The organism is Streptomyces sp. NPDC050549, from assembly GCF_040655035.1.
Taxonomy (GTDB): domain Bacteria; phylum Actinomycetota; class Actinomycetes; order Streptomycetales; family Streptomycetaceae; genus Streptomyces.
This window is the reverse complement of record NZ_JBFAJD010000010.1, coordinates 54,890-70,066: the sequence shown is the minus strand read 5'-3', so window position 1 is coordinate 70,066 and position 15,177 is coordinate 54,890. Positions and strand designations below refer to the sequence as shown.

Sequence of the window (15,177 nt, the reverse complement as noted above, 5' to 3'; positions counted from 1 at the left end):
TTCGCGTTTTCGCTGGTGAGAGCGGTGGCCTCGGGGAGTGATCCATTGCAGGCGTGTATCCCGAATTCGGACCAGTGGTCGATCTCGCCTACACTCGGTGCCGTGCCACGTGGTGACGGTCGACTCAGTCATGATCTGCTCCCCGGCGAGAAAGGACCTCAGGACGCTTGCGGCGTCTTCGGGGTCTGGGCTCCCGGTGAAGAGGTCGCCAAGCTCACTTACTTCGGGCTCTACGCCCTCCAGCATCGAGGCCAGGAATCCGCGGGGATCGCGGTCAGCAACGGCTCGCAGATCCTCGTCTTCAAGGACATGGGTCTGGTCTCCCAGGTCTTCGACGAGACCTCGCTCGGTTCGCTCCAGGGTCATATCGCGGTCGGTCACGCCCGCTACTCGACCACCGGTGCCTCCACCTGGGAGAACGCCCAGCCGACGTTCCGTGCCACCGCGCACGGTTCGATCGCGCTCGGCCACAACGGCAACCTGGTCAACACCGCGCAGCTCGCGGAGATGGTCGCCGACCTCCCCAAGAAGGAGGGCGGCCGCACCCCGCGCGTGGCCGCGACCAACGACACCGACCTGCTGACGGCCCTGCTCGCCGCCCAGGAGGACCTCGACGGCAAGCCGCTGACCATCGAAGAGGCCGCCCATACGGTCCTTCCGCAGGTCCGGGGCGCCTTCTCCCTCGTCTTCATGGACGAGCACACCCTCTACGCGGCCCGCGACCCGCAGGGCATCCGCCCGATGGTCCTCGGCCGCCTGGAGCGCGGCTGGGTCGTCGCCTCCGAGTCGGCAGCCCTCGACATCTGCGGCGCCGCCTACGTCCGCGAGATCGAGCCGGGCGAGTTCGTCGCCATCGACGAGAACGGCCTGCGCACCTCCCGATTCGCGGAAGCGAAGCCCAAGGGCTGTGTCTTCGAGTACGTCTATCTGGCCCGCCCCGACACCGACATCGCCGGGCGGAACGTGTACCTCTCCCGTGTGGAGATGGGCCGGAAACTCGCCAAAGAAGCTCCGGTCGAGGCCGATCTGGTCATAGCTACTCCGGAGTCCGGCACCCCGGCCGCCATCGGCTACGCGGAGGCCTCGGGCATCCCGTTCGGCGCCGGTCTGGTGAAGAACGCCTACGTGGGCCGTACGTTCATCCAGCCCTCGCAGACCATCCGGCAGCTCGGTATCCGCCTGAAGCTGAACCCGCTGAAGGAAGTCATCAAGGGCAAGCGCCTGGTCGTCGTCGACGACTCGATCGTGCGCGGCAACACCCAGCGGGCGCTGGTGCGCATGCTCCGCGAGGCCGGGGCCGCCGAGGTCCACATCCGGATCTCCTCGCCGCCCGTGAAGTGGCCCTGCTTCTTCGGCATCGACTTCGCCACCCGCGCGGAACTCATCGCCAACGGCATGACCATCGACGAGATCGGCACCTCGCTCGGCGCCGACTCCCTGTCGTACATCTCCCTCGACGGCATGATCGAGGCGACCACCATCGCCAAGCCGAACCTCTGCCGCGCCTGCTTCGACGGCGAGTACCCGATGGACCTCCCGGACCCCGAGCTGCTCGGCAAGCAGCTCCTGGAGACCGAGCTGGCGGCCGGTCCGGCCGCCACGGCCGCGGCCGACGCGATCCGTCGCCCGTAGAAGCCCCGTATCACCAACCCGAAAGATCCCAGGCAATGTCTGAGAGTCCCGCTTCCGGTGCTTCCTACGCGGCTGCCGGTGTCGACATCGACGCCGGCGACCGCGCCGTAGAACTCATGAAGGAGTGGGTGAAGAAGACCCAGCGCCCCGAGGTCCTCGGCGGCCTCGGCGGCTTCGCCGGGCTCTTCGACGCCTCCGCCCTCAAGCGGTTCGAGCGCCCCCTGCTCGCCTCCGCCACGGACGGCGTCGGCACGAAGGTCGACATCGCCCGCCGTCTCGGCGTCTACGACACGATCGGCCACGACCTGGTCGCGATGGTCATGGACGACATCGTGGTGTGCGGCGCGGAGCCGCTCTTCATGACCGACTACATCTGTGTCGGCAAGGTGCACCCCGAGCGTGTCGCGGCCATCGTCAAGGGCATCGCCGAGGGCTGTGTGCTGGCCGGCTGCGCCCTGGTGGGCGGCGAGACCGCCGAACACCCCGGTCTGCTCGGCCCGGACGACTTCGACGTCGCCGGCGCCGGTACGGGCGTCGTGGAGGCCGACCGGCTGCTCGGCGCGGATCGCATCCGCACGGGTGACGCGGTCATCGCCATGGCCGCCTCCGGACTTCACTCGAACGGGTACTCGCTCGTCCGGCATGTGCTCCTCGACCGGGCCGGCCTGGACCTGGAGGCGCGCGTCGAGGAACTCGGCCGCACGCTCGGCGAGGAACTCCTCGTGCCCACGAAGATCTACTCGCTGGACTGCCTCGCGCTGACCCGCACGACCGACGTCCACGCCTTCTCGCACATCACCGGCGGCGGACTCGCCGCCAACCTCGCCCGGGTCATCCCGGACGGCCTGCACGCGATTGTGGACCGCTCCACCTGGACCCCGGCGCCGGTCTTCGACCTCGTCGGGAAGACGGGCCGGGTCGAACGCCTGGAGCTGGAGAAGACCCTGAACATGGGCGTCGGCATGATCGCGATCGTCCCGGAGGACTCCGCGGACGTGGCCCTGGAGACCCTGGCCGACCGCGGGGTCGGGGCATGGGTCGCCGGCGAGATCACCGAGCGCGGCGACCACGTGACGGGCGCCGAGCTGGTCGGCACGTATTCGATTTAGAGCGCCTCGGTCTGATCACAGCAGCCGCCTGCCGAACGGCAGCACAAAACCCGGTCCGGCGGTGTTGCCCCGGACCGGGTGAGGTGCAGCTGTTCCGGCTATGCGGAAACCGCGAGGGACGCTGCTGTGTCAAGCGCCACGACGTTGCGACGTAGGACCGGACTCGTCGTCCTCGTCCTCGTCGTCGTCGTTGTAGAGATCCGCGTACTGAGCGTACGGGTCGTCTTCTTCCTCGTCGTCGTCCTCGAACGGCTCGCCATTCGGCGGCTGGCTCGAAGTCGAAGCGCCCAGCTCATTGGCCAGACGCGAGAGGTCAGTCCCGCCGCTGCTGTACTTCAGCTGGCGGGCGACCTTCGTCTGCTTGGCCTTTGCCCGGCCGCGCCCCATGGCTCGACCCCCTCGGATACGAGGCTCGGTGGCCTCAGAGTCTTGACACGCGTTCATGATCTGGAACGGACTCTCCGTGGAGAGACCGGTCCGTAGGGCTTCCACGGTACCTGAGCCCGCGCCCATACGGTACGTCGCCCGCAGCACGTGCCGGGCCACAGGACCCGCGAGGTGCCCTGTCCTCGCTGGTCAACCCCGATTTTAACCACTTCTTGGCAGGCGACCCGCCGACGAACGTGAGAGTTCTCTCGAAGTCGTCGCCGACGGGTACCGCTCACCTGTTCCGCGCAGCCGCCTCGTGCATCCGCTGCTCGGCGATCCGGTCGGCCGCCGCGGCCGGCGGAATCCCGTCGTCCTTCGCACGTGCGAATATGGCCAGCGTGGTGTCGAAGATCTTCGCGGCCTTCGCCCTGCACCGTTCGAAGTCGAACCCGTGCAGCTCGTCGGCGACCTGGATCACCCCGCCCGCGTTCACCACGTAGTCGGGCGCGTAGAGGATCCCGCGGTCGGCGAGGTCCTTCTCCACACCCGGGTGCTCCAGCTGGTTGTTGGCCGCGCCGCACACCACCTTGGCGGTCAGCACCGGCACGGTCTCGTCGTTCAGGGCACCGCCGAGCGCGCAGGGGGCGTAGACGTCGAGCCCCTCGACCCGGATCAGCGCCTCCGTGTCCGCGACGGCCCGCACACCGGCCGGGTGCTTGTCGAGGATCCGCTGTACGGACTCCTCGCGCACATCGGTGATCACGACCTCGGCGCCCTCGTCCCGCAGGTGCTCCACCAGGTGGTGCCCGACCTTGCCGACGCCCGCGATGCCGACCGTACGGCCGCGCAGCGACGGATCGCCCCACAGGTGCTGGGCGCTGGCCCGCATGCCCTGGAAGACGCCGAAGGCGGTCAGCACCGAGGAGTCGCCCGCGCCGCCGTTCTCCGGGGAGCGGCCGGTCGTCCAGCGGCACTCGCGGGCCACGACGTCCATGTCGGCGACATACGTGCCGACATCGCAGGCGGTGACGTAGCGCCCGCCCAGCGAGGCCACGAACCGGCCGTAGGCGAGCAGCAGTTCCTCGGTCTTGTCGCGCTCCGGGTCGCCGATGATCACGGCCTTGCCGCCGCCGTGGTCCAGGCCGGCCATGGCGTTCTTGTACGACATCCCGCGGGCGAGGTTGAGCGCGTCGGCGACGGCGTCGGCCTCGCTCGCGTAGGGGTAGAAGCGGGTACCGCCGAGGGCGGGGCCCAGCGCGGTGCTGTGGATGGCGATGACGGCCTTGAGGCCGCTGGCCCGGTCCTGGCAGAGCACGACTTGCTCATGACCGCCCTGATCCGAGTGGAACAGGGTGTGCAGGACGCCGTTGTCTACGTCGGTCACTGTGGTGACTCCTGGGTGAGTAGCGGCGGTTGGAGACAGGCCCCCGTAGGGGTGGCGGGTGCCGTGGCACGAGCGTAGGGCCTGCGTCCGGCCACCATCGGTGCAGTGTTCAGGATCACCTACCGAAGAGGGGTGGCCGTGCGACGATTTGCATAGTTTTCCCGCCCGTTTGTGAGCGGGTTCCGGAGGTTTTCCGGACGGACGGCGGGGGAGGGAGCAGGCGTGCCCAAGAAGGTGTCCTCGGTGATCGTCCCGTACGCGACCTATCTACGGGTCTACGAACCGCTGGCCGCTTTCCCGGAGCCGGAGCGCGGCCACTGGGCGCGCTACGCCCGCCGGCCCGACCGTCCCTCGTACCAGGACGAACTGCGCCGCGCGCTGGCCGACTTGCTGCCCATCCCGCCGGTCGCGGTGCCGGTGCACGAGAGCGCCGACGCCTTCGTGGCGGAAATCGACGGCGTGGTCTGCGTCTGCCCCTGGCGCACCCGGCTGCGCGGCTGGCAGGCCCTGGGAGACCTCGCGGAGGAACTTCCGCCGTCGGTCCTGGACGCCGTACTGCCGCCGCTCGTACGGCACCAGGCCACCCAGGACTACGAGCGCTGGCTGGCCCGCAACCCCGACGCCAGGCCGTGGATCCGGACGGCGACCTGGCAGGTGCCGCTGAACTGGTTCGTGCTCGTCGGGGACGAGGAGCGCCGCTACGACAAGGCTTCCGGGGACGATCCGCCGATGCTGCGCTACCGGACGCCGATGGTGCAGGCGCGGCGGCGCACGGCGCGGGCGCTGCGGACCCTGAAGGACGCGATCGACGACGGGCCGCTGATCGACGGTCTGGTGGACGTGGGGCGTTGGCTGGAGGAGTTCCACCCGCGTTCGCTGGTGGAACTGGACTACGGCGGGCTCGTGCACGTCCTGCCGGCCGGCGAGCTGGAGGACGACCACTCGGCGGCGGACGTGGCCGAGGGCATCGAGGCGCTGCGGACCGGGGACGGGGCGGCGGCGGGCGAGGCGTACGGGCGGCTCGTGGAGCGGTGGCGGTCGGTCAGGGACCGGCGCTCGGCCAACTGACGCGAGGATCTTCGAGGCTGACAGCTTCGAACAAGTGCGCATAGGATTCTTACGGTTCGTCAACACGGGACGTAGGTCCCGATCCGGACGATTGATGTCAAGGGTGACGGATCGCACGTGCGGATCCCTTGCGCCCCTTGCCCGCCCTCATGCCAAAATAGGACAAGGAGTCCGGGGAGGACTCCGTCCGTCCCGTTGTGGGTGGAATCTCAGCATTGCGTGCTTTGGGGGGTCTCGATGACTCCTGATCATCCTGTGACTGATCGTCACAGTGGTGTGACTGTCCGTTATGGCATGGTCCATCGGCTTCCGTCGCTGATGGGCACCTGGGATGGCAATTCCATCGGTTTGGCCGTAGCGGTTGGACAGATGGTGTAGTTGTAGTGCCGAGGACATGCCGTTCGTCCTATAACCGACTCGACCCGCACACGCCATTTCGGGCAACGCGGGTCAAGGTGCAGAATTTAGAGGAAAGAACCGAGAAGGTTCGGTTCTCCCGAGGAGGCCGCTCATGACCGCTCGCACCCCTGATGCCGAGCCGCTGCTGACCCCGGCTGAGGTCGCCACGATGTTCCGTGTGGACCCCAAGACGGTCACGCGGTGGGCGAAGGCCGGCAAGCTCACTTCGATTCGCACGCTCGGCGGACACCGCCGTTACCGCGAGGCGGAGGTCCGTGCACTGCTCGCGGGCATTCCGCAGCAGCGCAGCGAAGCCTGACCAACTGAATAAGGGCGAAACGGCTGGTCCCCCAACCGGTCACGGCGCCCGACAGCACAGCTCCAAGCGACGCGGGTTCTGCCCCAACAGAGCCCACGCCCAACGCTCTTAGACATGTGAACACAGGGTGCGTCGTAGATCGCGCTGGACTCCGCCGGGTCCAGCGCGATCTTTTTTGTGCCTGGTCGTGGGTCCGTGCGCGCCTCACGGCGGGTCCTGTGAGGGACCTTGTCGGAGTCTGGGGAGGGCTGTCGGATCTCCTGTGGACCATCGCCCGCAGGGGTGCAATTGCACATATTAAATTGACCAGTTGTAGGCGAGTCTTAAGTTCCACCGTTTCAAAAACTTATGCGGTGACACCCGTCACATGCCAGAGGACTTGTTGCCCATGGTCTATGTGCGCTAAGGGAGTTGGTCCGGTGGATCGTCCTGGGGCTCCGGTGGCGGAGGGGAGTCCAGGGCCAGCCGCAGCAGGCGGTGGCAGATCGGACAGTGCCGGGTCACATGGCGGTAGGAACTGGCGGCCGACAGGTGCGCACGGAGCAGAGCCCGCGTCTCACGCCTGACCGAAGCCGCCATGCGCCACCTCCAGTGGCCCTGCAGAAACGGGGCCTGGTTTCTGGGTACCTGGCGGGGTGAACGGCGTCAAGGGGGCCGTCCCTGGGGGCTGCGCCCCCAGGCTCCCGCTTAGGCTCCGAAGGGGCCTCGTCCTCGAACGCCGGACGGGCTGGGGGTGTGGGCGGCGCCGACGGGCCGATGTATGCGCACGAAAAAACCCACCCCCTGAAGGAAGTGGGTCTCGTTCACTGCGGTCCTGACGGGATTTGAACCCGCGGCCTCCACCTTGACAGGGTGGCGAGCACTCCAAACTGCTCCACAGGACCTGGTTTCGCGGCACTTGATGGTGCGTTGTGCTGCGAGACGAGACTGTACAGGAGGGTGGCCCGCCTGGTCGAACTCACCCTGTGTGCAGGTGTCGTTACGGTGCGGCGGCGTCGATCGCCTTCACGATGCGCTTGTCGGAGACCGGATACGCCGTGCCCAGGGCGTGCGCGAAATAGCTCACCCGGAGCTCCTCGATCATCCAGCGGATGTCACGCACGGAGGAGGGGACCGGGCGGCCCTGCGGGAGTTGTTCCAGGAGCCACGCGTACTCGTCCTGCATCTCGTGGACCTTCTCCATGCGGGTCGTGTCCCGCTGCACCCCCGTCGGCATCTGCTGGAGACGACGGTCGGCGGCCACCAGGTAGCGCATCAGGTCGGGCAGGCGACGTATCCCGGCCGCCGTCACGAACCCGGGCTTCACAAGGGCGTCCAGCTGCGCCCGTACGTCCGCGAGGTTCGGGAGGAGGGCCGGGCTGCTCGCCGCCTTCAGACGGCGCTCACAGGCCTGCCAGGCGGCCAGCACCTGCTGCACCTGCCCCACCGCCCGCACCGTCGTGTCGACGATCTCCGCCCGCACCCGCTCGTACAGCTTCCGGTACGACTCCTCGTCCCACGCCGGCCCACCGAAGTCACCGATGAGTTTGTCGGCCGCCGCCAGCGCGCAGTCGTCGAACAGAGCCTGGATCGAACCGTGCGGATTCGCGGACAGCGCGAGCTTCTGCGCGTTGGTGAGCTTTTCGGAAGCGAACTTCGCCGGATTGACCGGGATGTTGCGCACGATCAGCCGTCGCGTGCCCTTCCACATCGCCTCCGCCTGCTCGGCCTCCGTGTCGAAGAGCCGCACGGAGACCGTGTCGCCGTCGTCGACCAGCGCCGGGTACGCCTTTACCGGCTGACCCGCCCGACGCGTCTCGAAGACCCGCGTGAGCGTGCCGATCGACCAGTCGGTGAGGCCCTTGCGTTCCAGGGACTCGCCGCCCTCGCGCTCGGCCGTCGCCGCAGCCGCCTGCGAGATCGCCTGCCGTGCCTTCGGCTTCAACCGGAGCTTCAACGCCTCCAGGTCCTTGTCCTCGGCCAGCTTCCGGCGCCGCTCGTCCACGATCCGGAAGGTGATGAGGAGATGGTCCGGGACCTTCGACCAGTCGAAGTCGTCGGCCGTGAAGGGGACCCCGACCATACGCTTCAACTCGCGGGCCATGGTGGTGGTGAGGGGTTCCTGGAGGGGGACGGCTGTGGCCAGGAAGCGCTGCGCGAAGTTCGGCGCCGGCACGTAGTTGCGGCGGATCGGCTTCGGGAGGGAACGGATCAGCTCCGTCACGACCTCCTCCCGCAGGCCCGGGATCTGCCAGTCGAAGCCCTCGTCCGTGACCTGGTTGAGAACGTGCAGCGGAATGTGGACCGTGACACCGTCCGCGTCCGCACCCGGCTCGAACTGGTACGTCACCCGGAACTTGAGCGGACCCTGCCGCCACGAGTCCGGATAGTCGTCCTTGCTGATGTCGCCCGCACGCTCGTTGATGAGCATCGAGCGCTCGAAGTCCAGCAGTTCGGGCTCTCTGCCTTCTTCGGTCCGCTTCTGCTTCCACCAGGAGTCGAAGTGGGCTCCGGACACCACGTGTCCGGGCACCCGCTGGTCGTAGAAGTCGTAGAGCGTCTCGTCGTCGACCAGGATGTCCCGGCGCCGGGCGCGATGCTCCAACTCCTCCACCTCGGTGAGGAGTCTGCGGTTGTCCGCGAAGAACTTGTGGTGCGTGCGCCAGTCGCCCTCGACCAGCGCGTTGCGGATGAACAGCTCGCGCGACGCCTCCGGGTCGATCCGGCCGTAGTTCACCTTCCGCTGCGCGATGATCGGGACGCCGTAGAGCGTGACCTTCTCGAAGGCCATCACCGCCGCCTGGTCCTTCTCCCAATGCGGTTCGCTGTACGTCCGCTTGAGGAGATGGCCGGCGAGCGGCTCGACCCACTCCGGCTCGATCTTCGCGTTGACACGCGCCCAGAGGCGCGAAGTCTCCACCAGCTCCGCCGACATGACGAAACGCGGCGTCTTCTTGAACAGCGCCGAACCCGGGAAGATCGCGAACTTGGCACTGCGGGCGCCCAGATACTCGTTCTTCGCGCCGTCCTTCACGTCCTTCATGCCGATGTGCGACAGCAGGCCCGCGAGGAGGGACACGTGGACGCTCTGCTCGGACGCGTCCTCCTCGTTGAAGTGGATGCCCATCTGCTTGGCCACCGTGCGGAGTTGGCTGTAGATGTCCTGCCACTCACGGATGCGGAGAAAGTTCAGGTACTCCTGCTTGCACATCCGCCGGAAGGCCGACGAACCCCGCTCCTTCTGCTGCTCGCGGATGTACCGCCACATGTTCAGGAACGCGAGGAAGTCACTCGTCTCGTCCCGGAAACGGGCGTGCTGCTGATCGGCCTGCGTCTGCTTCTCGGCGGGGCGCTCGCGCGGATCCTGGATGGAGAGCGCGGCGGCGATCACCATGACCTCGCGGACACAGCCGTTCTTGTCGGCCTCAAGGACCATGCGGGCCAGGCGCGGGTCGACCGGGAGCTGGGCCAGCTTGCGGCCCGTCTGCGTGAGCCGCTTGCGCGGGTCCTTCTCGCCCGGGTCCAACGCGCCCAGTTCCTGGAGGAGTTGGACACCGTCGCGGATGTTGCGGTGGTCCGGCGGGTCGATGAACGGGAACTTCTCGATCTCGCCGAGCCCGGCCGCGGTCATCTGCAGGATGACGGAGGCGAGGTTCGTCCGCAGGATCTCGGCATCCGTGAACTCCGGGCGGGCGAGGAAGTCGTCCTCGGAGTAGAGGCGGATGCAGATACCGTCCGACGTACGGCCACAACGACCCTTGCGCTGGTTGGCACTTGCCTGGCTGACCGCCTCGATGGGCAGCCGCTGCACCTTCGTACGGTGGCTGTAGCGGCTGATACGGGCGAAGCCCGGGTCGATCACGTACTTGATGCCCGGGACCGTGAGGGACGTCTCGGCGACGTTCGTCGCCAGAACGATCCTTCGGCCCGTGTGCTGCTGGAACACACGATGCTGCTCGGCGTGCGAGAGCCGGGCGTAGAGGGGCAGGACTTCCGTGAACCGGTAGTTCTTCTTCACCAGCGCGTCGGCGGTGTCGCGGATCTCCCGCTCCCCGGAGAGGAAGACGAGGATGTCGCCCTTGCCCTCGCCCTGAAGCTCCTCCACGGCGTCACAGATCGCGGTGATCTGGTCGCGGTCGGAGTCCTCGGAGTCGTCTTCGAGGAGCGGGCGGTAACGGACCTCCACCGGATACGTCCGACCGCTCACCTCGATGACCGGGGCCTCGCCGAAGTGCCGCGAGAAACGCTCCGGGTCGATCGTCGCCGAGGTGATGACGACTTTCAGGTCCGGCCGCTTGGGGAGCAACTGGGCCAGGTAACCGAGCAGGAAGTCGATGTTGAGGGACCGCTCGTGCGCCTCGTCGATGATGATCGTGTCGTAGGCGCGCAGTTCGCGGTCGGTCTGGATCTCGGCGAGCAGGATGCCGTCCGTCATCAGCTTGATGAACGTCGACTCCTGGTTCACCTGGTCGGTGAAACGGACCTTCCAGCCGACGGCCTCACCGAGCGGGGTGTCCATCTCCTCCGCCACGCGCTCGGCCACGGTCCGGGCGGCGATACGACGGGGCTGGGTGTGCCCGATCATGCCGCGGACACCACGACCGAGTTCGAGACAGATCTTCGGGATCTGTGTCGTCTTGCCGGAACCGGTCTCACCGGCCACGATCACCACCTGGTGATCACGGATCGCGGCCGCGATGTCGGCCTTCTTCTGGCTGACCGGCAACTGCTCGGGATACGAGATCGCGGGGATACGACGGCGCCGCTCGGCCATCCGCTCCTCACCACGGGCCACCTCGGCCTCGATCTCGGCGAGAACGGCGGCACGGGCCTCCGGCTTGCGGATTCTGCGCGCGCCTTCGAGCCTGCGCCCGAGCCGGTGCGCGTCGCGCAGGGTCAGCTCGGTCAGGCGGGGGGCGAGGTCGCCGAGGGCCGGGGTACCGGGGCCGGTAGTACCGGAAGCGGACGAGCCGGGCGCGGAGGCGGGGTGCGTAGACATACGCCGTCCAGGATCTCACCTTGGCGAAATTCCTGGCGAATGAATTGGCGGGGGCGGCTCGGCAGGGTCGTGCGGGTGAGTCAGGGTGCCGTTGTCGGAGCAGTGGGCGAGAGGATGCCTGCCGTCCCCGAGGGCTCCGCCCCCGGACCCCCGTCGGCCTGAACGGCCTCGCCCTCAAGCGCCGTACGGGCTGATTGTTGCCGCTCGGCGTCCTGCTGGCGGCCCGCTTCCTTGGACATCGACTGGGCCGTGTTCGAAACGGCCTTGATGCCCAGGTATGCCGTCGTCAGTCCCGCCATCGCGGTGAACGCTGAGGTCAGGACGCCCACGATCACCGCGCGGTCGCCGTTCAGCTGCCATACGCCGAAGACGGCCACCGCCGTGATCGCGATGTTGCTGCCGACCACCGCGAGCAGTCCGTACCGCGCCCGTATCTTCTCCAGGTCGATGTCCTGGCCCATCGCGCCCCACCCTGTGTAGTCCGGGTTACGACGAAAGCCCCGTCCCGGTGGGACAGGGCTTTCGACCCGGTGGCTGGGGCCGGGGTCGAACCGGCGACCTATCGCTTTTCAGGCGATCGCTCGTACCAACTGAGCTACCCAGCCACGAGGCTTCCGGGGAAACCTCAGCGGTCCTGACGGGATTTGAACCCGCGGCCTCCACCTTGACAGGGTGGCGAGCACTCCAAACTGCTCCACAGGACCCAGCTGTTGCGTGCGGACTGGCTGAGCCAGTGTCGCACACGGTGTTGCGTGCCCCCAACGGGATTCGAACCCGTGCTACCGCCTTGAAAGGGCGGCGTCCTAGGCCGCTAGACGATGAGGGCTATCGGCCCGCCTGGGCGCTTCTCAGCGCGTCGGGGACGTGAGAAGCATATGGGATGGCGGGAGGTATCGCCAAAACGGTTTACGGGGTCCTCGACGCCGCACTCGGTGAGGGACTCGGGGACTGGGCTGCGCCCGGCAGGTTCTCCTTCGGGAGGTGGCGGCTGACCTCGGCCGTCGTCAGGCCCAGGCCGCCCAGCCTGATCTCGTCCCAGGCCTGGAGGCGGTGGGTGTCGCGGTCGATGTAGAGGATCGACGCCTCGATCGGGTCGGGGTACTTGCCCTCCACCGCGCGCAGGCCGCTGCCGCCGGTCGAGCCCTCGATGCGGAGGCGGGTGCCGTGCTTCATGACCTCGGTGCCCTCGTGGTGGAGGTGGCCGGCCAGGACGAGGGGGACTTCGCCGTCGGTCTGGCGTGCCGCCGACGGTTCGTGGACGAGGGCGATGTCGACGGGGGTGCCGGCGGCCCGCTGGTCGCGGAGGGAGGAGGCGAGCTGGTCGCCGGCGAGCTCCTCGGCCGCGTTGCCGCCGGGGGCGACGGAGCGGTCGGGGGTGAACTGGGGGTCGCCGATGCCGGCGAAGCGTACGCCCGCGACCGTTTCCGCGCGGCCCTCGTCGAGGACGTGCACGTTCTTCATGCGCCGCAGATAGCGCTGGGTGACGAGGGAGTCGTGGTTGCCCCTGACCCAGACGTAGGGGGCGCCGAGGTCGGCGATGGGGTCCAGGAAGCCGTTCTCGGCGGCCGTGCCGTGGTCCATGATGTCGCCGGTGTCGACGATGACGTTCACCTGGTACTGCTGCACCAGTGACGCGATGATCTTCCAGCTCGCGGGGTTCAGGTGGATGTCGGAGACGTGGAGGACGCGGATGGTGGTGGGGTCCGGCTGGTAGGCGGGGAGGGTGGAGGTGACGTCGTAGAGCTTGGTCACGTTGGTGACCAGGCGGGCCAACTCCTGCTGGTAGACGTTGAATTCGGTGACGATGCTGCGTGCGTTGCCGACCACGGAGGGGGCGGAGGAGAGCAGCCCGGAGAACTTCGGTTCCAGGATGGATTTGGGGTTCCAGGTCGCGTAGGCGGTCGCTCCGGACGCGGCGAGGAGGGTGAGGGCGAGGCCCCCCGCGGTGAGGGCGCGGCGGGGGCGGCGGTAGACGGCGAGGCCGAGGGTGGTGGCGCCGAGGACGACGGCGGCGCAGGAGCGTACGGCGAGGTCGAGGGTGCCGTGTTCGACGTCGTGGGCGACTTCGTCCTGGAGGCCGGAGATGCGTTCGGGGTGGTCGACGAGGGCCTGGGAGCGTTCGGGGTCGAGTTGGTCGACGTTGACGTCGAGGCGGACGGGGGCGTGGTGGCTGTCGAGGGAGAGGGCGCCCAGCGGCGAGATGTTGATCTTGGTGCCGCCGGTGAGGGAGGGGCGCAGGGTCATGGTGGTGTTCATGGGGCCGACCTGGGCGCGGACGTTGCCGACGACGAGCAGGCCGAGCCAGGCTCCGACGAGGACGACCATGCAGAGGCCGAGGGCGCGGGGCCAGGGGTGGGGCTGGGGGACGAGTCCGAGGGTGGGGCGGGGGCGGCGGGCGCGGTAGTGGTGGGTCAGGGCGCGCTGGGCCCGGCGGAGGCGGTTCAGGGCTGCGACGGGGACGCTGGCCATTGGTCCCGTATGCCCAGGAGTGGGGTCGGGTATGCGGGGCGGTGGGCTCTGGCCGGGATCGTGGGCGGTGGGCTGCGGCCGGGTTCTCGGGAGCGGGGTCAGCCCCAGCCGAGTTCGTGGAGGCGTTCGTCGTCGATGCCGAAGTGGTGGGCGACTTCGTGCACCACGGTGACGGCGACCTCGTGGACGACGTCCTCGGTGGTCGCGCAGTGGCGCAGGGTCGGGCCCATGTAGATGGAGATCCGGTCGGGGAGGACCCCGGCGTACCACTCGCCGCGTTCGGTGAGGGGTGTGCCTTCGTAGAGGCCGAGGAGTTCGGGGTCGGAGGGGTCGGGTTCGTCCTCGACGAAGACGGCCACGTTGTCCATGACCCGCGTCAGTTCGGGCGGAATCCGGTCCAGGGCCTCGCTCACCAGCTCTTCGAACGTCTCGCGTGTCATTTCCAGCACATGCCTATTGTCCGGGACGAACGCGGGTTCGGGGCGGTGACGGGGTCGGCAGGTCGGGGATCAGCGCGGCGACGCGTTCCAGCTGCTCGCGCTGGGTGCGTAGGTTCAGGGCGGCGGGGCGCGTGACGAGGTGGCGGGCGCCCGCGGCGACGTACTGGTGGAGGCGTTGTGCCACCTGCTCCGCGGTGCCTGCGGCGACGGCCTGGATCTTCTCCAGTTCGGGGAGGGGCATGCCGTAGGTGGCTCGGACGTAGTCGTCGAGTGCGGCTCGCGCGGTGCGGGGGTCGTCGTCGATTCGTACGGTGACGAAGAGCGCCGGGGTGATGGCCTCCGGGCTGCGGTCCGCCGCTTTCGCCGCCTCGTGGATGTCGTGCAGGCCCCTCGTGTAGTGGGCGGGGTCGGGCGGGTAGGGGAGCCAGCCGTCGTAGAGGCGGCCGGTGCGGGCCAGGGCGGTGGGGGTGGCGCCGGCGAGCCAGACGGGTGGGCCGGTGGGGCGGGTGGGGCGCAGGGCGGGCGGGAGGTCGGTGAAGTGGTGGAACTCGCCGTGGAAGCTGTCGGCGCCCTGCCAAAGGGCCCGCCAGAGCCGGACCGTCTCGTCGAGGCGGGCGAAGCGGCGGGGCCAGGGGACTTCGGAGAGGTCGTAGAGGGGGCGTCCGAAGCGGCCGGGGAAGCCGGCGCCGACGGCGAGGGTGAGGCGGCCGTGGGAGAGGAGGTCGATGGAGGCGAGGGTCTGCGCGGTCTGGACGGGGCGGCGCAGGAACGGGAGCAGGGCGCCGGTGCCGAGGGTGGCTGTCTCGGTGGTGGGGGCGAGGGCGGCGAGCAGGGTGAGGGCTTCGATGCGGGGGGTGATGAGGGAGTCGTTGACGAAGAGGGAGGTGAAGCCGAGGTGTTCGGCGGTGCGGCCGAGGGCGATGAGGTCGCGCGGGTCGTCGTCCTTGGCCCATTGGGCGGTTCCGGTGGGGAGCAGTACGCCGATGTCGAGGGGCTTGTTCATGGGCCCG

Annotated in this window: 12 protein-coding genes and 4 tRNA genes; 4 read left to right on the top strand and 12 right to left on the bottom strand. The window is 68.6% G+C overall.

Annotated elements, in window-relative coordinates:
• Positions 1-102 precede the first annotated feature (102 nt).
• Positions 103-1,632 (top strand): amidophosphoribosyltransferase, encoded by a 1,530-nt coding sequence (gene purF, locus AB0I51_RS16940; RefSeq protein WP_362975740.1) that lies wholly within the window; start codon positions 103-105, stop codon positions 1,630-1,632.
• A 35-nt stretch (positions 1,633-1,667) separates the two neighbouring features.
• Positions 1,668-2,741, top strand: a complete 1,074-nt coding sequence (gene purM / locus AB0I51_RS16935; protein ID WP_362975738.1) for a phosphoribosylformylglycinamidine cyclo-ligase — start codon at positions 1,668-1,670, stop codon at positions 2,739-2,741.
• 129 nt (positions 2,742-2,870) lie between these two features.
• Here the strand turns inward: purM and AB0I51_RS16930 are convergent, their stop codons facing one another.
• The gene (locus AB0I51_RS16930; RefSeq protein WP_362975736.1) at positions 2,871-3,128 is read right to left on the bottom strand and encodes a DUF3073 domain-containing protein; all 258 of its coding nucleotides are present in this window, start codon (positions 3,126-3,128) and stop codon (positions 2,871-2,873) included.
• A gap of 274 nt (positions 3,129-3,402) precedes the next feature.
• Positions 3,403-4,494 (bottom strand): Glu/Leu/Phe/Val dehydrogenase dimerization domain-containing protein, encoded by a 1,092-nt coding sequence (locus AB0I51_RS16925; RefSeq protein WP_362975734.1) that lies wholly within the window; start codon positions 4,492-4,494, stop codon positions 3,403-3,405.
• Positions 4,495-4,716: 222 nt separating this feature from the next.
• On the opposite strand from AB0I51_RS16925, the gene AB0I51_RS16920 reads away from it, so the two are divergent.
• The gene (locus AB0I51_RS16920; protein WP_362975732.1) at positions 4,717-5,562 is read left to right on the top strand and encodes a hypothetical protein; all 846 of its coding nucleotides are present in this window, start codon (positions 4,717-4,719) and stop codon (positions 5,560-5,562) included.
• A 511-nt stretch (positions 5,563-6,073) separates the two neighbouring features.
• Positions 6,074-6,280, top strand: a complete 207-nt coding sequence (gene bldC / locus AB0I51_RS16915; RefSeq protein WP_003949541.1) for a developmental transcriptional regulator BldC — start codon at positions 6,074-6,076, stop codon at positions 6,278-6,280.
• 402 nt (positions 6,281-6,682) lie between these two features.
• Here bldC and AB0I51_RS16910 read toward each other — a convergent pair whose 3' ends face one another.
• From AB0I51_RS16910 to AB0I51_RS16865, 10 genes are all read right to left on the bottom strand, one after another.
• Positions 6,683-6,859 (bottom strand): DUF6274 family protein, encoded by a 177-nt coding sequence (locus tag AB0I51_RS16910; RefSeq protein ID WP_362975730.1) that lies wholly within the window; start codon positions 6,857-6,859, stop codon positions 6,683-6,685.
• Between the two features lie 230 nt (positions 6,860-7,089).
• A tRNA-Asp gene (locus AB0I51_RS16905) sits at positions 7,090-7,164 on the bottom strand.
• Between the two features lie 95 nt (positions 7,165-7,259).
• Positions 7,260-11,258: an ATP-dependent RNA helicase HrpA gene (hrpA, locus tag AB0I51_RS16900; RefSeq protein WP_362975728.1), complete on the bottom strand. Its 3,999-nt coding sequence runs from the start codon at positions 11,256-11,258 to the stop codon at positions 7,260-7,262.
• Positions 11,259-11,338: 80 nt separating this feature from the next.
• Positions 11,339-11,719 (bottom strand): hypothetical protein, encoded by a 381-nt coding sequence (locus tag AB0I51_RS16895; protein ID WP_362975726.1) that lies wholly within the window; start codon positions 11,717-11,719, stop codon positions 11,339-11,341.
• Positions 11,720-11,789: 70 nt separating this feature from the next.
• Positions 11,790-11,863, bottom strand: a tRNA-Phe gene (locus tag AB0I51_RS16890).
• Positions 11,864-11,887: 24 nt separating this feature from the next.
• Positions 11,888-11,962: transfer RNA gene (locus AB0I51_RS16885), tRNA-Asp, on the bottom strand.
• Between the two features lie 49 nt (positions 11,963-12,011).
• A tRNA-Glu gene (locus AB0I51_RS16880) sits at positions 12,012-12,084 on the bottom strand.
• Positions 12,085-12,164: 80 nt separating this feature from the next.
• Entirely contained in the window at positions 12,165-13,727 is a 1,563-nt protein-coding gene (locus AB0I51_RS16875; protein WP_362975724.1) for a metallophosphoesterase, read from the bottom strand.
• A gap of 98 nt (positions 13,728-13,825) precedes the next feature.
• Positions 13,826-14,176, bottom strand: coding sequence for a metallopeptidase family protein (locus AB0I51_RS16870; RefSeq protein WP_362975722.1), 351 nt, complete (start codon positions 14,174-14,176; stop codon positions 13,826-13,828).
• Positions 14,177-14,180: 4 nt separating this feature from the next.
• Entirely contained in the window at positions 14,181-15,170 is a 990-nt protein-coding gene (locus AB0I51_RS16865; RefSeq protein WP_362975720.1) for an LLM class flavin-dependent oxidoreductase, read from the bottom strand.
• Positions 15,171-15,177: the final 7 nt, after the last annotated feature.